This is a genomic window from Marinobacter flavimaris (genome assembly GCF_002933295.1).
Classification (GTDB): domain Bacteria; phylum Pseudomonadota; class Gammaproteobacteria; order Pseudomonadales; family Oleiphilaceae; genus Marinobacter; species Marinobacter flavimaris.
In genome coordinates, this window is sequence record NZ_PSSW01000001.1 from 207,037 (window position 1) to 226,126 (window position 19,090).

Sequence of the window (19,090 nt, forward strand, 5' to 3'; positions counted from 1 at the left end):
TTTCTGATGGGGCCCACGGCTTCCGGAAAGACAGACCTGGCCATGGCGCTCTGCGACCACCTGCCTTGCGACATCATCAGCGTAGATTCCGCAATGATCTATCGGGGTATGGATATCGGAACGGCCAAACCCACGGCCGCAGAGCTCGCGCGGGCGCCCCACAGGCTGATTGATATCTGCGATCCGGCGGAAACATACTCCGCTGCGGATTTCCGTCGGGACGCGCTGACCGCCATGGCCGAAATAACGGCGGCAGGCAGGATCCCGCTTCTAGTCGGCGGCACCATGATGTATTTCAAAGCGTTGCTGCATGGAATGTCCGGTCTGCCATCGGCCAGCCCCGACGTACGACGGGCGCTGGAGCAGGAGGCAGAGGAGCGGGGTTGGGAGGCTTTGCATGAAGAGCTGCGGGCCAGTGATCCGGTGGCAGCCGAGCGGATCCATCCGAACAACCGGCAGCGTCTGATGCGGGCCCTGGAGGTATTGCGCCTTACCGGCAAGCCGATTTCGGAGTTCTGGCGAGCCGATCAGGTTGGCTGTGAGCAAACGACGGCAGTGGCGCAGGTCGGCGACATTGAGGATTACACCTATTTCACGCGCTGGCAGGCAGACGAAACATCTTCGCTTCCGTATACTGTAATTCAACTTGCCATGACGCCGCCTGAGCGGCGGGTGCTTCATGAGCGGATTCGCCTGCGGTTTCTGAAAATGCTGGAGGCGGGGTTCGTTGATGAAGTTCGGGCTCTGATGATCCGGGACGACCTGCACCCTGATCTCCCTTCCATGCGTTGTGTCGGATATCGCCAGGCCTGGAGCTATTTGTCCGGGGAAGACGACTACGAGACATTTGTCAGCAAGGGAGTGGCAGCAACACGCCAACTGGCGAAGCGGCAGTTGACCTGGTTGCGCAAGTGGTCAGATGTGGACTGGCTGGACAGCGGCGACAAACATATCGCTGAGGTAGCCTTGAAAAAAATCCGACTTCGCACCACATTTAATTTTGACAAATGACGATCTGCATTTACTAAAAACAGGAGAAAACACATGTCAAAAGGGCATTCGTTACAAGACCCTTACCTCAATGCATTGCGCAAGGAACGCATTCCGGTTTCCATCTTTCTGGTCAACGGTATCAAGCTTCAGGGCCAGATTGAGTCTTTCGACCAGTTCGTGATTTTGCTGAAAAATACTGTCAGCCAGATGGTCTACAAGCACGCTATTTCCACTGTGGTTCCTGCCCGAAATGTCCGCATTCCGCAGCAGGCTCCGGGAGGAGAGGGCGAGTCTGAAGACTGATCCATCCGTTTCCCGATCTTGCCACCCGCGTTCCAGAGGATCCCGACAAGGGGTCTTGTGGCCGCGGGTGTTTGTTTTTATGACCCTCATCATGTGTTTACCCCGGAGTTGATGCCAATTGTTTGAACGTCCTGATGTCGGTGAGCGCGCGGTCCTCGTCCACATCGATTTTACTGCCCACGATGGTACCGAAGACCCCGGTGAGTTCCGGGAGCTGGTCACCTCTGCCGGTGTCGAGCCTGTCTCGACCGTTACCGGGTCCCGCAAGCAGCCCAGCCCCAGATTTTTCGTTGGTGAGGGCAAGCTGGAAGAAATTCGTGATGCAGTAGCGGCGAACGAAGCGGATGTGGTGTTGTTCAACCATGCCCTGAGCCCACGCCAGGAGCGCAACATTGAGCACGAGCTCAAGTGCCGTGTGCTGGACCGCACCGGTGTGATTCTTGATATCTTCGCTCAGCGGGCACGGACTCACGAAGGTAAGCTTCAGGTAGAGTTGGCGCAGCTCGAGCATATGTCCACGCGACTGGTTCGGGGCTGGACCCACCTTGAGCGACAGAAAGGTGGTATCGGGCTGCGCGGGCCTGGTGAAACCCAGCTGGAGACCGACCGCCGGCTCTTGCGGGAGCGCATCAAGTCTATCCACAAGCGTCTGGAAAAGGTTCGTCGCCAGCGCAACCAGGGCCGCAGGGCCCGTCAGCGGGCTGACATTCCCACCGTATCGCTGGTTGGATATACCAACGCCGGTAAATCCACTTTATTCAACCGTATTACCACTTCCTCCGTATATGCTGCAGACCAGCTGTTCGCCACGCTGGATCCGACGTTGCGGCGGCTGGAACTTCCGGATGTCGGGCCGGTCGTAATGGCGGACACCGTGGGCTTCATCCGGCATCTGCCGCACAAGCTGGTTGAGGCGTTCCGGGCGACGCTTGAGGAAACAACGCAGGCGACGCTGCTGCTTCACATCATCGACAGCCATGACCCGCGCCGCGAGGAGAACATTGAGCAGGTTGAGGAAGTGCTTGCGGAGATCGGGGCGGACGACATTCCCATGCTGCAGGTGTTCAACAAGATTGATCTGCTTGAAAATTTCACGCCTCGGGTTGAGCGCAACGAAGAGGGTATCCCGGTGAGAGCGTGGGTTTCCGCGGTTACTGGCGAAGGCCTGGACGGCTTGTTCGATGCGATCGTGGAGCGTGTGGCCGAAGACGTCGTTCACCACTTTGTCCTGCTGGGTCCCGCGGATGGCAAACTGCGTGCACTTTTGCATGAGGCAGGATCGGTGATCAGCGAGGAATACCGGGATACCGGCGACACGGTGGTTGAGGTGCGCCTGCAGAACCGGGATTGGCATCAGCTGCTGAGCCGCGCCGGTGTGAATGAAAAGTCAGTCAGGCTGGACGTGGGTCACGCCTGAAACCGCAGCGGCTATTGCCGGGGCGGAGATAAATCCCTAGTATTTACAGCCATTCTATTTATAAGTCAGTAACGGAGAGCACTATGGCCTGGAACGAACCGGGTGGAAACCGTAACGACAATGACCCCTGGGGTACCGGTGGTGGTCGACGCGGCAATGATCAGGGGCCGCCAGACCTCGATGAGGCGCTGAAAAAAGGTCTCGACAAGCTCAACAAGATGCTGGGCGGCAAGGGTGGCAAGTCCGGCGGCAGCGGTGGCAGTAGCGGCGGCAGCGCCGGTGGTTTTGGTGCGATTCTCGCACTGGCAGCCATACTGGTGGTCGGCTATGTCATCTTCCAGTCCTTCTATACCGTGGACGAACAGGAGCGGGCGGTGGTTCTCCGTTTCGGTGAATACCACCAGACCGAGAATCCTGGCCTGAGATTCAAGGTGCCACTGATCGATAGCGTCACCAAGGTCCGCGTGACTAACGTGCGTACCGCTGAGTCTAGTGGCCAGATGCTGACCCAGGACGAAAACCTGGTAACGGTTGACCTCCAGGTGCAGTACCGCGTTGGCGACGCAGAAGCCTACGTGCTGAATGTGCGTGACTCCAACCAGGCGCTGGCCTTTGCAACGGATAGTGCGATCCGTCACGAGGTCGGTAGCTCGACACTCGACGACGTACTGACCGAAGGTCGTGCAGAACTGGCCGTGCGGGTCGAGCAAAGGCTCCAGATGTTCCTGCGGGAATACGGCACTGGTCTGGAGTTGGTGCGGGTTAACGTTGAAAGCACCCAGCCACCACCAGCGGTCCAGGATGCCTTCCGTGAAGTCCAGAGGGCCCGTGAGGACGAGCAGCGGGTGAAGGAAGAAGCTGAAACCTACCGCAACCGGATCGTTCCGGAGGCTCGTGGTGAGGCCCAGCGCATGATCGAAGAAGCCAACGCCTACAAGGAAGAGGTGATCGAGCGGGCCCGTGGTGAGACCTCGCGTTTCCTTGAGCTACTGGCCGTCTATCAGATGTCTCCGACAGTCACTCGCGAACGTTTGTACTTACAGACGGTCGAAGAAGTCCTTGCTAACAGCAGCAAGATCTTGGTTGATACGGAGAGCAGTGGCAACATGATGTACCTGCCGCTTGATCGACTGACCCAGGGCTCGCTGCCCCGTACCGGTGGATCATCCTCCGGCAACAACCAGGGCAACGTGGACATCCAGACCCTGACTGATCAGGTTCTTCAGGAACTGCGAAGCAGGCAGGATACTACCGTTCGGAGGAGCAGATAATTATGGGACCTAAAGGTGTAGTGGGCCTTGCAGGCGCCCTGATCGTTGTCCTGCTGGTACTGTCCAGTGTGTACATCATTCCGGAAACCCATCGGGGTGTTCTGCTCCGGTTCGGTGAGCTGGTAGAGACCGATATCCAGGCCGGTATCCATTTCAAGGTTCCGGTCATCGACCAGGTTCGTGAATTCGACATCCGGGTTCTCACCATGGATCTGCCCTCGCGGCAGTATCTGACCGTGGAGAAGAAACCGCTGGATGTGGATTCGTATATTGCCTGGAAGATCCGTGATGTGGACCAGTTCTATCGAGCGACTGGCGGTGACGAGTTCCGCGCTCAGTCCCTGTTGTCCTCCCGTGTTGATAACGGCCTGCGGGACGAGTTTGGTATCCGGACCATGGTCGAAGTGGTCTCGGGCCAGCGGGATGAGCTGATGCACACGCTGCGGGATCGCGTAAACCAGACTGCCCAGAACGAATTCGGTATCGAGGTTCTCGACATTCGTGTAAAGGCTATCGAATTCCCGGGTCAGGTGAGCGAAAACGTCTACCGTCGGATGGCGACCGAGCGTGAGAAACTGGCTCAGGAATTCCGTTCGCGGGGTCGGGAGTTGGCCGAAGGTATTCGCGCCGATGCGGATCGTCAGAGAACCGTTATTCTCGCGGAAGCCTTCGCTCAGTCAGAAGAAACCCGGGGTGAAGGTGACGGTCAAGCGGCCAGAATCTACGCCGATGCCTACGGCTCCGACGCGGAATTCTACAGCTTCTACCGAAGCCTGCAGGCTTATCGCAATACCTTCATGAGCAAGGATGACATCATGGTGATTGATTCCAACAGCGCATTCATGAAGTTCCTGAACGATCCGCAGGGTGCCCGTTAACCCTGCACGTTCAGACCAAAAACCGGAATACCTCTGTATTCCGGTTTTTTTGTGCCCGGCAACCGTGTAAAATTCTGCCGGTTTTGTGTCGGGCTTTTGCCGAGTGCCGCCTTAAATCCTGTGTGATCCCCCAGCCGACTGTGCCGGTGCGGATATAACGGACAACGGAATCTCATGACAGTATCTGATCGCTGGTTACTGCCAGACGGGGTAGAGGATATTCTTCCCCCGCTGGCCGGACGGATCGAATCCCTGCGTCGGGATGTAATGGATACCTGCCAGCGCTGGGGCTACCAGCTGGTAATCCCACCGCTCATTGAATATCTCGAATCCCTGTTTACCGGAACCGGAAACGATCTGGAGCTTCAGACCTTCAAGCTCACCGATCAGTTGACCGGGCGGATGATGGGTGTTCGCGCCGATATGACGCCTCAGGCGGCGCGCATTGATGCCCATACCCTGGGCCAGGAAGGGATCACCCGTCTTTGCTACGCCGGGCACGTACTCCACACCCGCCCAAGGCATATGCTGACAGGTCGAACACCGATTCAGGCCGGCTGCGAACTGTTTGGCAGTGGCTCTGAAGCGGCGGATATGGAAGTGATCAGCCTGATGCTGGAAACCCTCAGGGTTGCCGGCTTGCCCCGTATCCATCTGGATCTGGCTCACGTTGCCATCTATGAGAGTCTGATCGGCGAGGCGGACTTTGATCGGGATACGGAGAGCGCCATTTTTGATGCCATGGCCCGCAAATCGGTGCCGGAGCTTGATCAACTGCTCGGTCAATGCCCTCCAGGCTCTGCGGGTGCTCGTTTGCGTGAGCTTGCCCGGGTCAGTGGTGGCCCGGAAGCCTTGAACGAGGCCCGTCGGATCCTGCAGGGTGCCTCTGACAGCCTGGACGCGGCACTCGACCAGCTTGGGCGTGTGTCTGACATGCTGGGAAGGGATTACCCGGATATCAGCTTCGGATTCGATTTCTGTGAGCTTCGTGGCTACAACTACCACACGGGCCTGGTGTTTGCAGCCTACGTGCCGGGCCACGGCGATTCCGTGGCCAAGGGTGGCCGTTATGATGCGATTGGAAGTGACTTTGGCCGCGCCCGCCCGGCAACGGGGTTCAGTCTTGATATTCGCTCGCTCGTCTCTCTTGGCGAGCGCGTGACTCGCAGTGCCGGCGCTGTCTGGGCGCCGGCGGATGACGACCCCGCCCTGGAAGGCGTGATCTCCGGTCTGAGAATGACGGAAACCGTTGTTCGTGCCCTTCCCGAAGACGAGGGCGTTAACCCTGCCGCCAGAGGCTGTGACCGTGAGCTGGTCAAACAGGGTGGCCAATGGGTTGTGCAGAAGCTGGGCTGATGCCCCCGGGGCCTCGGTGAATTCATTTACAGGTAAACTTGCGAAACGCCTGTCCTGCGGGGCAGCCGCATTGAGAGAGAATCATGGGTAAAAATGTTGTTGTGCTGGGCACCCAGTGGGGTGATGAAGGCAAGGGTAAGATTGTTGACCTGCTGACCGACAAGGTTGCAGCGGTTGTCCGCTTCCAGGGCGGGCACAATGCCGGTCATACCCTGGTAATTGACGGCAAGAAAACAGCGCTTCACCTGATTCCTTCCGGCATTCTGCGGCAACACGTCTATTGCCTCATCGGCAACGGTGTTGTCCTGTCGCCCGAGGCTCTGCTGAAAGAAGTGCGCGAGCTGGAAGCCAATGACGTGGCGGTTCGCGATCGCCTCCGCATCAGTCTGGCGTGCCCGATCATTCTGCGTACTCATGTTCGAATTGATCAGGCCCGTGAAAGGGCTCGTGGTGTCGACAAGATCGGCACAACCGGTCGCGGTATTGGCCCGGCCTATGAAGACAAGGTTTCCCGTCGTGGCCTGCGCCTGGGCGATCTGTGCAATCCCGCCGACTTCGAAATGAAGCTCCGGGAGATCATGTCATACCACAACTTCATCCTGACCGAGTACTTCAAGGAAGAGGCTGAGGACATTGATGCCGCACTGGAAGAGCTGAAGCAGATGGGCGAGGAAATTTTGCCCATGGCGGCAGACGTGACTGACATGCTGCATGATTTCCGTAAGCGTGGAGAGAATATCCTGTTCGAGGGTGCCCAGGGCTCGCTGCTGGATATCGATCTTGGCACCTATCCGTATGTGACTTCTTCCAACACCACCGCTGGCGGCACGGCCACCGGTTCCGGCTTCGGCCCGCTGTTCCTCGACTATGTGCTGGGGATCACCAAGGCGTATACCACCCGTGTAGGCTCCGGACCGTTCCCGACCGAACTGTTCGACGATATGGGCAACCACCTGGCGGTGAAGGGCAACGAAGTCGGCACTACAACCGGGCGCGCCCGCCGTTGTGGCTGGTTCGATGCGGTGGCTCTGCGCCACGCCATCCAGATCAACAGTGTGTCCGGTATCTGTCTGACCAAGCTGGATGTGCTGGACGGACTGGAAACCGTGAAGGTTTGCGTAGGCTACAAGACGCCTAACGGCGAGATTTTCCGGCCGCCCATCGGCTGCGACAGCTACAAGGACATCGAGCCGGTTTATGAGGAACTGCCCGGCTGGAGCGAAAGCACCGTTGGCCTGACCAGCGTTGATCAGTTGCCGGAGAACGCCAAGGCCTACATCCGTTTCCTGGAAGAGCAGATCGAAGCGCCGATCGATGTGATATCTACTGGTCCGGATCGTATCGAGACGATTACATTGCGTCACCCGTTCGGCGAGTAATCGCCAACGTTAAAAAAAACCGCCCTGCTTAAAAGGCACGGCGGTTTTTTTGTGTTCAGGGCTTCTCGGCAATCACGGTAGCACGCAACGGCCCCGGGTATCCTTCCACGGTTTTTGAGGGGTCGTTCGGATCCAGAAAATCCTGGAGGGAGTTGAAACGCATCCAGTCGGTGCTTCGCTGTTCGTCTGTGGTCGTAGGGGTGACATCGACCACCCGGGCATTCCGGAAGCCGGTGCGCTCCAGCCAGCGCAGCAGTGTGTCGCAGGAGGGGAGGAACCAGACGTTCCGCATCTGCCCATAGCGATCCTCGGGCATCAGGCTGAAGCCCTCAGGGCCTTCAACGACAAGTGTTTCCAGTACCAGTTCCCCGCCCCTGCGAAGCGTCCCCTTCAGTTCAAGCAGATGATCGAGCGGTGAGCGCCGATGATAGAGAACCCCCATGGAAAAGGTGGTGTCGAAGGTTTCAAGGTCGGCGGGGAGGTCTTCCATCCGAACGGGCAGCAGGTCTATCGGGACATCACCGAGGTAGTCCTTGACGCTGAAGAACTGGAACAGGAACAGCAGCCCCGGGTCGATGCCGATCACCCGGCCCGCGCCCTCGCCCAGCATGCGCCAACAGTGATACCCGGAGCCACAACCCACATCCAGTATGCGGCGACCGGAAAGGTCTGAAAGATAGGGCGACACGCGGTCCCACTTCCAGTCAGAGTGCCATTCGGTATCGATGTATGTACCGAAGAAGTCGAAGGGGCCTTTGCGCCAGGGCATCAGGCCGCGTAATCCGAGTTCCAGTTGCTCCCGTTGTGCCACGGTCAGGGGCTGCCTGGAGGTCAGGGTTACCGCGGATTGGTCCAGTTGCGCGTCTACCTGAGTCAGACCGGGTAGCTGGTCAAGGGCAGCTTGCCAGCGATCGAGATCGCCGTGGGGGCGGTCCTCAAAGCGGTGGGTCAGTTGCTGTTGGAGTTGCGTCGCCCAGTGCTCCAGGCCGTCTTTCTCAAGTTCATCGATGATAGGCCCGAACCGGGCTTTCCAGTCAAAGTCTGCCATGGTCATTCGGTGGTTTGGTTGGCCTTTATGGCGAGCATGGAAACAAAGTTGAAGCACTGATACCACACCACCACGTCATCGAAACCTGCCGACAACAGGCGCGCCTTGTGCGCAGCCAGTGTTTCGGGAATCAGCACCTGTTCGATCGCCGTGCGTTTCTGGCTTATTTCAAGATCCGAATAGCCGTTGGCGCGCTTGAATTCGTGATGCAGTCGGGTCTGAATGGCTTGCTCGTCGTCAGATTCAAAGCGAACCTTCTCCGACAGGATCAGGACACCGCCAGGAAGCGTGGCATCAGCAATGCGCGCAAGCAGGCCGGCCCGCTTCTCCGGATCGACAAACTGCAAGGTGAAATTCAGAGTGGTCACCGAGGCATTACTCAGCTCGGTGTCCAGAATATCCTCGCACCTGAGGGTAACGGGGAGCGCACTGTCGTCCAGTGCAATGTAATGCTCGCAGCGTTCGATCATGGCGCTCGAGTTATCCACTCCGATCAGGTTGCAGTCCGCATGGGCGATACCATGGCGCATTGCCAGCGTGGAAGCGCCGAGTGAGCAGCCCAGGTCGTAGCAGTTGGTGGCGGGCTGGGCATATTGCTCCGAGATAACCTCGATCATCGGAATGATGGTGGTGTAGCCCGGCACCGAGCGCCGGATCATGTCCGGAAACACCCTTGCCACCGATGCGTCGAATCGGAAGTCCTCCGGCCGGCGCTCTGTGGCAAACAGCCGGTCCGTGATCTGCTCGGGTGCCTCCGACGGCTTGCGGGATTTATTCATTGGTGTCCGGAGTCTCGGGGGCGGGCAGAACGGCAGGCCCGGTTGGGGAGGGCCTTGAGCAGCGTACGCCGCGATTTTTATAGTCCACCAGGATTCCCCGGAACGAGGGATCCACATCGGCGGCAATTGCCAGGTAACCATTTTCGCAAACGGCGTGCAGTTCCGAGGCTTTGGGCGACATGCGAAACGGATCCTCCTCGGTTACATGGATGGCCTGGAAATCGCCAACAGGCATATGATCCTTGTTCTCGCTGTGGTTGATCCTGCCGCTCATCTCCAATACAAGAACGGTGCCAATAGCCGCAACCACAGCGGTTACGATCAGGCTACGGACGGTGTAACGGGCCTCATTCTGGCTCATGCATACCTCAAATCAAACGAATTAAAAGTGTTGGTCAGTATTGTCCCGGCACCGTGATGGCCGGTGACTGCAAGGCTGATAACTGCTCCCGGAGCGACAGAATCTGGTCTGACCAGAACCGTGGCTGGGCAAACCAGGGAAAGAATCGCGGAAATGCAGGGTCATCCCAGCGCTTTGCCAGCCACGCGCAATGGGCAATCTGCCGGAAGCAGCGTAGCGGCTCAATCAGGTGGCGCTCGCGGCGATTGAAATCACGGAACATTTCATAGCCTTCCAGCAACTCTCCCAGCTGGGCGCCGCGCTCGAAGTCGTCTCCGTTCAGCAGCAACCACATATCCTGAATGGCGGGCCCGGTGCGGCAATCGTCGAGATCCACGAACAGCATCTGTTCGTCCCGGCAGAGAATATTACCGGCATGGCAGTCGCCATGAAGTCGCAGGGTTTCCACCGGGCCGGCTTCGTCAACCCGAGCGGCACAGAGTCTTTGCAGGTCAGGAATCAGGCTGTCCCAGGCTTGCCTGAGATCCGTCGGAATCCAGTCTCCCCGTAACAAAAGCCGATTGCTGGCTTCGATGCCATCCAGCAAATCCATGCCCGAGCGATGGGCAAACGGTTTTTTGGCGCCAATATTGTGGATCTGCCCCAGCCATTGCCCCAGCCGGTAAAGGGTATCGGTAACACTTGTGTCTGGTGCTTGCCCGCCACGCTGCGGAAATACCGCAAACAGGAACTCACCATGGCGCCCGAGCGTGTCCCCGGTCGCCAGCTTCATAGGTGCTACAACCGGAATGTCGGCTTCCAGGAGCTCCAGGGTGAATGTATGTTCCTCGCGGATTTCCGCTTCGCTCCATCGGCCCGGCCGATAGAACTTGGTAATTACCGGGGCGCCTTCATCCAGGCCTACCTGATAGACCCGGTTTTCATAGCTGTTCAACGCGAACAGCCGGCCACTTACCGCAAACCCTGCCTCTTCCATCGCATCCAGAATGATATCCGGCGTCAGGGAATCGTAGGGGTGGGTGGATGCCGCAAGTGAGGGGTCATGGGTCATAAAGGGCGTTTCAGAGCCTTGTGTCGTATTTGGATTTCATGGTTTGCAGATGGTACCAGTTTTCGTCCAGCTCCCAGCGGATACGGCTGATGCCCGAAGCCCCAAGAATAACGTCTCCGGCACGGGCCTGAACCTGTGCAAGCTCGCGTTCTGCCCGCTGCCAGTCGCGATGACTGTCCCCAAGATTGCGCATACTCGGAAATATCGCACTCAGCGCCTTGTGGGTGGACGTGGTGTGGGACCGCAGTGAGCTCATAATGGCCGTGTCGCCCTCCACCCTCAGTACCCGGTGCTTGTAGGGGTAGCTGGCAACCACATCATCCGCTTTCAGCCGCTCGTTCAGGCTGATTACTTCAAAGCCCCGCCAGCCTAGCCACCCGACAAAGAGGGCCGCCACCACCATTACCAGAACAAACTGCTTCCTGTCAGACATCATAAGCCGGGCTCCATGCACTACTTTCCGGAGCCAAGTATAACCGGTATGGGCTCTTGAGTAATGTATTGAGCCTGCCGGCGCCCGTTTTCGCCGGGCTGGCGGTATAGGATATGCTCAACGTCTTGTCAGAGGAGCAGGGACAACCATAAGTGTCGACAGAAGTGCTGGAAATCCAAACCGTTGTCATCGGCGCCGGTGTCATTGGGCTGGCTATTGCCCGCGCTCTGGCGAGAGCCGGGCATGAGGTCATCGTTCTGGAAAGCTCAGACCGGTTTGGTGAGGGCATCTCCTCACGAAACAGCGAAGTCATTCATGCCGGCATTTATTACCCCCAAGGGTCACTGAAGGCGGAATTGTGTGTTGAGGGCCGACAGCAGCTTTATGATTACTGCCTGACGCACAAGGTTGGACACCGTAAATGCGGTAAGTGGATTGTTGCCGTCGACGAGGACCAGAATGACAAGCTCTGTGATATTAAGGCTGCGGCAGCCAGCAATGGTGTTGAACTTGAGTTTTATGATGGCGAAAGAGTCGCCCGAGGCGTTCCGGGTATTTGCGCCAGCTCGGGGCTCTGGTCTCCCGAAACCGGTATTGTCGACAGCCACGGGCTGATGCTCTCCTTGCTTGGCGAGCTCCATGATGCCGGCGGCCAGCTCGCTCTACGCTCACCGGTAGCGGCTGCTGAATCGGATAGCCAGCGGCACCGTCTAAACGTAGCAGGAGAAACCCCGCTAATTCTGGAAGCGAAAAATGTCATTAACGCCGCCGGGCTCGGCGCCGTCCCGCTGGCAAAAAACTGGGCAGGTCTGCCCGACGACTGCATTCCCCGGCAATGGTTCGCGAGGGGCGTCTACTTCAGCTACAGCGGACGAACACCTTTCAGGACCCTGATCTATCCGGTTCCTGAACCTGGGGGCCTGGGTATCCACCTGACTCTCGATCTCGCTGGCCAGGCCCGTTTCGGTCCGGATGTAGAGTGGATCGAAAAGGAAGACTACACCGTGGAACCCAGCCGCCAGGAAAGCTTCGCCAGAGGCATCCGCCAATGGTGGCCAGGACTCGACCCGACCCGACTTCAGCCCGCCTATGCCGGCATCCGACCGAAGCTGATAGGCCCCGATGGTGGCTTCGCGGATTTCCGGATTGATGGTCCAGAGACGCACGGTATGCCGGGACTGGTTAATCTGTTCGGTATCGAATCGCCGGGTTTAACATCCTGCCTGGCAATTGCTGAGCGTGTAAAAGCTTTGCTGTCTTAACCTGGCGTCCGGGCTAGTGCCCAAACCTGAATGTTCCGGGCCCCGGCCTCCCGAAGTGCTGATGATAAAACCCTGACGGTCGCGCCGGTGGTCACCACATCATCGACAATCGCTATTCGCTCTGGCACTGGCGGGATGACCTCAAATACCCCGCGAAGATTCGCCAGTCGGGCCTCCCGGTTCAACTCCCGTTGAGACCGGACACGGCGAACCCTTCTGACAAGTCCGTTGTCGACCGGGAGATCCAGGGCGCTGGCAATCGTCTCGGCAATGTCCTGGGCCTGATTGAACCCGCGTTGCCGGCGTCGCCGCGCATCCATTGGCGCGGGTACCAGTACTTCTGGCATTGCGATAGCACCATCGAGCCGAGCCTTCTGCACCAAGTCAGCAAAATCCGCCATCAATGGTCTTCCGAACTTGCGCTGGCCCCGATACTTGTATCGGCCAATCATGCCGTCGAGTGGGTACTGGTAGCGCCAGGGAATAAAAGAGCTATCGAAAGCCGGCGGGTGTTTCATACAGTCACCGCAGAGCAGCTCCGAGGAGGGAAAAGCCAGGGGCAGGGCGCAGCAGCGACAGTGCCAGCGGTTCACTGGTAGGTCGCCCCGGCAAGGCTGGCATAAGCCGTTGAATGCCTGTGAGGAAAGGCAGGCGACACACAGTCCGCCGTGCCTGATGCTGTTAACCTTTTTGTCCACGAAGGTTGACAGCCAGTTCAGTCCCTTTATCATCTGATTCATCCGTAAACCCAGAGACCGGGAAAGGTTAACAGGACTTTTACATGACCGCTACAGAACTCCGCCACGACTGGACACTGCAGGAAGCTCGCGAGCTTTTCGAACTCCCTTTTAACGATCTACTGTTCCGTGCCCAGAGTGTGCATCGCCAGTATTTTGATCCTAACGAGGTTCAGGTAAGCACCTTGCTGTCGATCAAGACCGGCGCCTGCCCGGAGGATTGCAAATACTGTCCCCAGAGCGGTCATTACAACACCGGTCTTGAGAAAGAGAAGCTGCTGGAAATCGAAAAAGTTGTGGCTGAGGCCAGGGCCGCGAAAGAAAAGGGGGCTTCCCGGTTTTGCATGGGCGCCGCCTGGCGCAGTCCTTCGAAGAAGGACATGCCTTATGTTCTGGACATGGTCAAACAGGTGAAGTCCCTGGGGCTTGAGACCTGCATGACCCTTGGCATGCTCAAAGAGGAGCAGGCGGCAGAACTGGCCGATGCCGGGTTGGATTACTACAACCATAACCTGGATACCTCTGAGAAGTACTACAGCCACATCATCACCACTCGAACCTACCAGGATCGACTGGACACTCTCGACAATGTTCGCAAGGCCGGAATGAAGGTTTGTTGCGGTGGCATTATGGGTATGGGCGAAGACGAGGATGACCGGGTCGGACTGCTGGTTCAGCTCGCGAACCTGCCCCATCATCCGGAAAGTGTGCCTGTGAATATGCTGGTGAAGGTGAAAGGCACGCCTCTGGAGGACGTCGAGGACCTGGATCCGTTCGAGTTCATCCGGATTATTGCGGTGGCGCGGATCTTGATGCCGGCTTCCCACGTTCGCCTGTCAGCTGGGCGTGAAAACATGAATGAGCAGATGCAGGCTCTGTGTTTCATGGCTGGTGCCAACTCGATCTTCTACGGCGAAAAGCTCCTGACCACCGCCAATCCGGAGGCCGATGCCGATATGCTGTTGTTCAAACGCCTCGGTATTCGCCCAGAGCAGCGGGAGCAGTGTGCGTCGGAGGAGCAGGAAGAGGAGGCGATTGCCGAGGCCGTGGAGTATGAGGCGACCCGTCACATGTTCTACGACGCTACGCGGGAGTCTGCCTGAGTATTTGATCTTGGGAGGCAGCGAGCTCACCCGCTCGTTGCCCGGATCGTTGAGTTAACCTCCAGGTGCTATCGTGCGGGATTTTGCCCTTGAACTCGAAGAGCGGAAACAGGCCGGTCTGTATCGGACGCGTCGGCATGTAGCCGGTCCTCAGAGGCCCTCTCTCATTGCTGACGGCAAACCTTTGTTGTCGTTCTGCAGTAATGATTACCTTGGTCTTGCCAATAACCCTGCCAATATCGAGGCCCTCCGTGATGCGCTTTCCGAAACAGGCCTTGGGGGCGCGGCTTCCCATCTGATTTGTGGTCACCATGATGCCCATCACCAGTTGGAGCTTCGTCTGGCGGAGTTTACCGGACGCAGTTCGGCGCTGTTTTTCTCCACTGGCTACATGGCGAATATGGGCGTTATTTCGGCACTGGCCGGGCGGGGCGATACGATTTTTTCGGATCGGCTGAATCATGCATCCATCATCGACGGCTGTATCCTGAGCCGGGCCAGGGTTCGACGTTATGCCCATGGCGATGTCGCGGCGCTGGAGGCGATGCTGGCGGAGACGTCCGGGCACAAGTTGGTGGTGACCGACGGGGTTTTCAGCATGGACGGCGATATTGCGCCCCTGGCGGAGCTGGCCCGGGTCTGCCGGTTCCACGATACGTTACTGGTGGTTGATGATGCTCACGGAATTGGCGTACTCGGACCTGAAGGGCGGGGCAGCGTCGCTGAAGCGGGGTTGTCCGAAGAGGATGTCCCCGTGTTGATCGGCACCCTGGGCAAGGGGGTCGGAACCAGTGGCGCATTCGTGGCCGGGCCATCGCTGCTGATGGATTATCTGGTTCAGAAAGCCAGAACCTATATCTATACGACGGCGATGCCGCCGGCTCTTGCCATGGCAACCATTTCGAGTCTGGATCTTATTGAGCGGGATCAGGGGCGCCGCGAGCATGTATTGGGTCTGGTTTCGCGGTTTCGTCGGGAAGCCTCGGCCATGGGGTATGAATTGATGCCTTCACGTACTCCGATCCAGCCGATTATGGTTGGCGACAATCACGACGCGCTGGCGCTCAGTCAGGCATTGGAGGAGCGCGGTTTGCTGGTCTCGGCCATTCGCCCGCCGACGGTTCCCGCGGGGGAGGCGCGTTTGCGGGTTACGTTCAGTGCCGCTCATTCCCAGGCGAACCTGGATTGTCTGTTGACCGCGCTGTCAGACTGCCGGCATCTGGTTCAAAAAACGGACATGGCGGTATGAGTTCCTGCAGGGTCTGTCCGCGTCTGGTGGTGGTTGCTGGCTGGGGCGTTCGTGCAGAGATGTTATCTGGGCTCTATGGCTATTGGCCGGGGGAGGTGGTTGCCGTGTCTCTGGACGATGAGCTGCTGAGCCGCTGCCAGTCTCTCTCGGAGGTGACGGACGAGCTGTTGTCACTTTATCCGGAGCCGTCAGTTTGGATGGGCTGGTCCCTGGGCAGTCAGGTTGTGATGGAGGCCGCCGGGCGTGAGACCGGTGCAGTGTCCTGTGTTATTACCCTCGGTGGTTTTCCGAAGTTTGTGGCCGACGAACGCTGGCTCAATGGTATGGCGGAAAGCGACTTTCGGGCGTTTGCCCGTGGTATCCGCCGGGACCCACAGCGCTACTGGCTGCATTTTCTGTTGTTGATGATCAACGGTTCTGCGGACGAAAAACTGGAGCGGCAGAGGCTCAAGCCGTGGCTTGAGAAAGGCACTCTGGTCTCGCATGAACACCTCGTCACGAGTCTTGCCTGGCTGGAAAGCGGGGATCAGAGGGCGTTATGGCGTTCACTCGCCACACCGGCCCTTCATGTGATGGGTGAGAACGATATTGTGGTCAGGTCGTGGGCGGGTGATCTCGCTATTCCGACGTCAAGCGGTCATGCGGTTGTACCGGGTATGGCGCACTGGCCGGGCGGCTGCTCGGCTTCGGATTGCTGGGAGGCGATACAGGCGTTTTTTGCCACTCAAAAGGCGTTGTCATGGGCGTTATGAGCATCTCGACCAACCAGATAGCCCGGGGCATTTCCGACACTCGCAAGTCTGATATTGCCCGGGGCTTTGGCATTGCCAGTGGCACCTATGAAAATGCCTCAAGACTGCAGCGCTTCATGGGCAATACCATGCTGCAGAAGTTTGAGTTCCGGGAAAGTCAGGATCATGATCTAACATTGCTGGACCTGGGGTGTGGCACAGGTTGGTTTACCCGAAAGTTTGCGGATTTCGGGCAGATTGAATCGTTGAGTGGGGTTGATCTGTCGCCTGGCATGTTGGAACAGGCTCGCAAGAATGGGCCTGCGGGAATCAGCTGGATCGTGGGCGATGCCGAACACCTGCCTTTGCCGGATAGCAGTGTCGATGTGATTTTCAGCAATCTCATGATTCAGTGGTGTGATGACCCCGGCGCCGTGCTTCGGGAATGCCGGCGGATCCTGCGGCCAGGTGGGAATCTGATGGTCTCCACACTCCTTGACGGTACGCTCCGTGAGTTGAAATCGGCCTGGCAGGCGGCGGATCCTGGCCATCAGCACGTAAATCGCTTCGAGACTGACCTTGCCTTGCAGGCCAAGGTGCGGGCCGAGTTACCGGATGCCGTTGTTGAAGAGCGCACTATCAGCTTACCCTACGAATCGCCGATGGCCCTGGCGGGTGAGCTTCGCCATCTTGGCGCGGGCTTCCGCGGCGCTGGCCGGCGACGAGCGGCCACGGCACCGGGGCGGATGCGGGAAATGTGCAGGCAGTACCCCAAAGAGCCGGATGGCACTATCATGGCAAGCTATGAGGCTGCCTGGGTTTACTGGCAGAAACCGTAAGAGTCGTTAACTGGAAATACACATGGCCAAGCAATCCTTTTTCGTAACGGGCACCGACACCGGGGTTGGGAAAACCCTGGTATCCGCAGCCATTCTTCAGGCGGCAAAGGCCATGGGTAAGCACGCCCTGGCGATGAAGCCCATCGCCTCGGGTTGCGATCGGACGCCGGAAGGCCTTCGCAACGAAGATGCCCTTATTCTGCAGAACGCCATTACTGAGCCACTGGCCTACGAGTTGATCAACCCGGTGGCGCTGGAGCCTGCCATTGCACCGCATGTTGCGGCTGAGCAGGCTGGGCGACACATTACGTCTGATCGTCTGGTTGGATTCTGCCGCGGATTGCAGATTCGTCCGGCGGACCTTCTGCTGGTTGAGGGTGCCGGCGGCTGGCGGGTCCCGCTTAACGATCGGGAAACCTATTCAGAGTTTCCGCGCCAGCTGTCCATGCCGGTCATTCTCGTGGTTTCACTGCGCCTTGGCTGTATTAATCATGCGCTTCTTACGGCAGAGGCCATCAGAAGTGACGGTCTCAGAGTGGCAGGGTGGGTTGCCAATCGCACCGAGCCTGAGCCCATGAGTTGCGAACAGGACACCCTGAACTATCTGGTTAACCACATGGGAGCGCCCTGTCTGGGTATTCTTCCGTGGCTGGAGCAGGCGCGGCCTGAAATGCTGGCTGGTTATCTGAATATCGATGGGCTGTTTGAAAATTGACCAGGTTTGTGGCTTAATGAAGTCAATTTATGGTCATCGGGCAGCGCAGTTATGATCAGTAACACTCTCGCAGTTGGGATTCAGGGCATCCAGGATGGCATGGTGGGCATGGAAAATGCCGCCCGCAAGATTGCTCGTGGTGGTACTGATGGTCCCCAGGGAACCGCGGAAGGCGCGGGCAGCCTCGTTGAACCCATTGTTGATCTCAAGATTTACGAGCGAAGTGTCGAAGCGTCCGCACAAGTGGTGAAAACCGCTGACGAAACTCTCGGAACGCTGCTTGATATCATGGCCTGATTACTGAAAGGGCGCCTGGCTCGTGCTTTCATCTCTCCCCCCTGTTCCCCCACCTATCCCAGCGGCCTCGTTTCAGGGTCAGGTTTCTCCGCGAGTCCAGGCCACGGGCCCAGTATCGGCAAAGCCGGAGGCGCCGACCGCCGGCGCCAGATCTACTGAGGCTGCAGGCAAAGCCGAATCTGCGCGGGAAAATCCCGACTCCGGGCCCCGGAGCGGGGAATCCGACAATCCTCAGGGACTCACAGAGCAAGAGCTGAAACAACTGACCGAGCTGAAAGCGCGGGATCGTGAAGTTCGTGCCCACGAAGCCGCGCACCAGGCGGTTGGCGGCCAGTACGCCGGCGCCATGTCGTTCACCTACCAGCGGGGGCCGGACGGTGCCCAGTATGCGGTGGGAGGTGAAGTCTCCATTGATCTGTCCCCGGTGCAGGGTGATCCCCAGGCCACTATCGAGAAAATGCGAATTGTCCGGGCGGCGGCCATGGCGCCGGCGGAGCCGTCCGGCCAGGATCGAGCGGTGGCTGCCCAGGCGATGCAGATCATGCTCCAGGCCCAGTCGGAGCTGGCCGCCGAAACGGGCGCTTCGTCAAGAACCGCGAGCGATGCTTATCGTGAGGTCTCCGCCATGGGAGAGTCTGATCAGAGTGGTGACGAAAACCGCGTTTCTTCTTTCCAACCGGTGTCTGCCTGACCGTTTAATTTCCAACATCCGGGTCCTTTCATAGATATCCGGCACTTAAGGTGCGATCCGGCTCCATGCGCTGCTGTGGCGCGTGATCCGGTGACAGTTCGCAACACAAATTTTGCATCCGGCTATTGACAATTCTGCGCCTGTAAACGTATGTTTCAAACAAGTGTTTAATTAAGGCTGCAGCGCATCGCGTTGCG

Annotated in this window: 21 protein-coding genes; 15 read left to right on the forward strand and 6 right to left on the reverse strand. The window is 58.3% G+C overall.

Annotation, left to right across the window (positions count from 1 at the left end; all coding sequences use genetic code 11):
- The first annotated feature begins 6 nt into the window (after window positions 1–6).
- The 7 genes from miaA (at window position 7) to MDHKLMBL_RS01000 (ending at window position 7,597) form a co-directional block, all read left to right on the forward strand.
- A complete protein-coding gene (gene miaA / locus MDHKLMBL_RS00970; RefSeq protein WP_425269220.1) occupies window positions 7–1,011 on the forward strand; it encodes a tRNA (adenosine(37)-N6)-dimethylallyltransferase MiaA in 1,005 nt (334 codons plus the stop codon).
- 33 nt (window positions 1,012–1,044) lie between these two features.
- The gene (gene hfq / locus MDHKLMBL_RS00975) at window positions 1,045–1,296 is read left to right on the forward strand and encodes an RNA chaperone Hfq (RefSeq protein WP_008170056.1); all 252 of its coding nucleotides are present in this window, start codon (window positions 1,045–1,047) and stop codon (window positions 1,294–1,296) included.
- A gap of 118 nt (window positions 1,297–1,414) precedes the next feature.
- Window positions 1,415–2,713 carry a ribosome rescue GTPase HflX gene (gene hflX / locus MDHKLMBL_RS00980; protein WP_008170060.1) on the forward strand — a complete coding sequence of 433 codons (1,299 nt, stop codon included), beginning with the start codon at window positions 1,415–1,417 and terminating at the stop codon, window positions 2,711–2,713.
- An 83-nt stretch (window positions 2,714–2,796) separates the two neighbouring features.
- Window positions 2,797–3,984, forward strand: coding sequence for an FtsH protease activity modulator HflK (gene hflK / locus MDHKLMBL_RS00985; RefSeq protein ID WP_053112707.1), 1,188 nt, complete (start codon window positions 2,797–2,799; stop codon window positions 3,982–3,984).
- 2 nt (window positions 3,985–3,986) lie between these two features.
- Window positions 3,987–4,862, forward strand: a complete 876-nt coding sequence (hflC, locus tag MDHKLMBL_RS00990; protein WP_008170064.1) for a protease modulator HflC — start codon at window positions 3,987–3,989, stop codon at window positions 4,860–4,862.
- Window positions 4,863–5,036: 174 nt separating this feature from the next.
- Window positions 5,037–6,218, forward strand: a complete 1,182-nt coding sequence (locus MDHKLMBL_RS00995) for an ATP phosphoribosyltransferase regulatory subunit (protein WP_062781852.1) — start codon at window positions 5,037–5,039, stop codon at window positions 6,216–6,218.
- Between the two features lie 83 nt (window positions 6,219–6,301).
- Window positions 6,302–7,597 carry an adenylosuccinate synthase gene (locus MDHKLMBL_RS01000; RefSeq protein ID WP_008170068.1) on the forward strand — a complete coding sequence of 432 codons (1,296 nt, stop codon included), beginning with the start codon at window positions 6,302–6,304 and terminating at the stop codon, window positions 7,595–7,597.
- Between the two features lie 55 nt (window positions 7,598–7,652).
- Here MDHKLMBL_RS01000 and cmoB read toward each other — a convergent pair whose 3' ends face one another.
- The 5 genes from cmoB to MDHKLMBL_RS01025 are packed head-to-tail and all read right to left on the reverse strand — an operon-like array spanning window position 7,653 to window position 11,272.
- Window positions 7,653–8,645 carry a tRNA 5-methoxyuridine(34)/uridine 5-oxyacetic acid(34) synthase CmoB gene (cmoB, locus tag MDHKLMBL_RS01005; protein WP_199185470.1) on the reverse strand — a complete coding sequence of 331 codons (993 nt, stop codon included), beginning with the start codon at window positions 8,643–8,645 and terminating at the stop codon, window positions 7,653–7,655.
- 2 nt (window positions 8,646–8,647) lie between these two features.
- A complete protein-coding gene (cmoA, locus tag MDHKLMBL_RS01010; protein WP_104269912.1) occupies window positions 8,648–9,424 on the reverse strand; it encodes a carboxy-S-adenosyl-L-methionine synthase CmoA in 777 nt (258 codons plus the stop codon).
- Entirely contained in the window at window positions 9,417–9,785 is a 369-nt protein-coding gene (locus MDHKLMBL_RS01015; protein ID WP_008170074.1) for a PA3694 family proteiin, read from the reverse strand. Before MDHKLMBL_RS01015 ends, cmoA begins: the two co-directional genes overlap by 8 nt.
- 34 nt (window positions 9,786–9,819) lie before the next feature.
- Entirely contained in the window at window positions 9,820–10,836 is a 1,017-nt protein-coding gene (locus MDHKLMBL_RS01020; RefSeq protein WP_104269913.1) for a serine/threonine protein kinase, read from the reverse strand.
- A gap of 10 nt (window positions 10,837–10,846) precedes the next feature.
- On the reverse strand, window positions 10,847–11,272 hold the full coding sequence (locus MDHKLMBL_RS01025) for a hypothetical protein (RefSeq protein ID WP_104269914.1): 426 nt from the start codon (window positions 11,270–11,272) through the stop codon (window positions 10,847–10,849).
- A 161-nt stretch (window positions 11,273–11,433) separates the two neighbouring features.
- Here MDHKLMBL_RS01025 and MDHKLMBL_RS01030 point away from each other — a divergent pair, with 161 nt between their 5' ends.
- Window positions 11,434–12,531, forward strand: coding sequence for an NAD(P)/FAD-dependent oxidoreductase (locus MDHKLMBL_RS01030; protein ID WP_104269915.1), 1,098 nt, complete (start codon window positions 11,434–11,436; stop codon window positions 12,529–12,531).
- Here MDHKLMBL_RS01030 and MDHKLMBL_RS01035 read toward each other — a convergent pair.
- Window positions 12,528–13,049: a ComF family protein gene (locus MDHKLMBL_RS01035; RefSeq protein WP_227497727.1), complete on the reverse strand. Its 522-nt coding sequence runs from the start codon at window positions 13,047–13,049 to the stop codon at window positions 12,528–12,530. The genes MDHKLMBL_RS01030 and MDHKLMBL_RS01035 overlap by 4 nt on opposite strands.
- Window positions 13,050–13,312: 263 nt before the next feature.
- On the opposite strand from MDHKLMBL_RS01035, the gene bioB reads away from it, so the two are divergent.
- The 7 genes from bioB (at window position 13,313) to MDHKLMBL_RS01070 (ending at window position 18,893) form a co-directional block, all read left to right on the forward strand.
- Window positions 13,313–14,371, forward strand: coding sequence for a biotin synthase BioB (gene bioB / locus MDHKLMBL_RS01040; protein WP_008170083.1), 1,059 nt, complete (start codon window positions 13,313–13,315; stop codon window positions 14,369–14,371).
- 73 nt (window positions 14,372–14,444) lie between these two features.
- The gene (gene bioF, locus MDHKLMBL_RS01045; RefSeq protein ID WP_014577780.1) at window positions 14,445–15,620 is read left to right on the forward strand and encodes an 8-amino-7-oxononanoate synthase; all 1,176 of its coding nucleotides are present in this window, start codon (window positions 14,445–14,447) and stop codon (window positions 15,618–15,620) included.
- Entirely contained in the window at window positions 15,617–16,372 is a 756-nt protein-coding gene (locus MDHKLMBL_RS01050; RefSeq protein ID WP_041645377.1) for an alpha/beta fold hydrolase, read from the forward strand. Before bioF ends, MDHKLMBL_RS01050 begins: the two co-directional genes overlap by 4 nt.
- Complete coding sequence (gene bioC / locus MDHKLMBL_RS01055) at window positions 16,360–17,190, forward strand: malonyl-ACP O-methyltransferase BioC (protein WP_338063625.1); 831 nt, start codon at window positions 16,360–16,362, stop codon at window positions 17,188–17,190. The genes MDHKLMBL_RS01050 and bioC overlap by 13 nt, the downstream gene beginning before the upstream one ends.
- 22 nt (window positions 17,191–17,212) lie before the next feature.
- Window positions 17,213–17,905 (forward strand): dethiobiotin synthase, encoded by a 693-nt coding sequence (bioD, locus tag MDHKLMBL_RS01060; protein WP_104269916.1) that lies wholly within the window; start codon window positions 17,213–17,215, stop codon window positions 17,903–17,905.
- A gap of 51 nt (window positions 17,906–17,956) precedes the next feature.
- Complete coding sequence (locus tag MDHKLMBL_RS01065; protein ID WP_014577776.1) at window positions 17,957–18,202, forward strand: flagellar basal body rod C-terminal domain-containing protein; 246 nt, start codon at window positions 17,957–17,959, stop codon at window positions 18,200–18,202.
- Between the two features lie 22 nt (window positions 18,203–18,224).
- The gene (locus MDHKLMBL_RS01070) at window positions 18,225–18,893 is read left to right on the forward strand and encodes a putative metalloprotease CJM1_0395 family protein (protein ID WP_104269917.1); all 669 of its coding nucleotides are present in this window, start codon (window positions 18,225–18,227) and stop codon (window positions 18,891–18,893) included.
- Window positions 18,894–19,090: the final 197 nt, after the last annotated feature.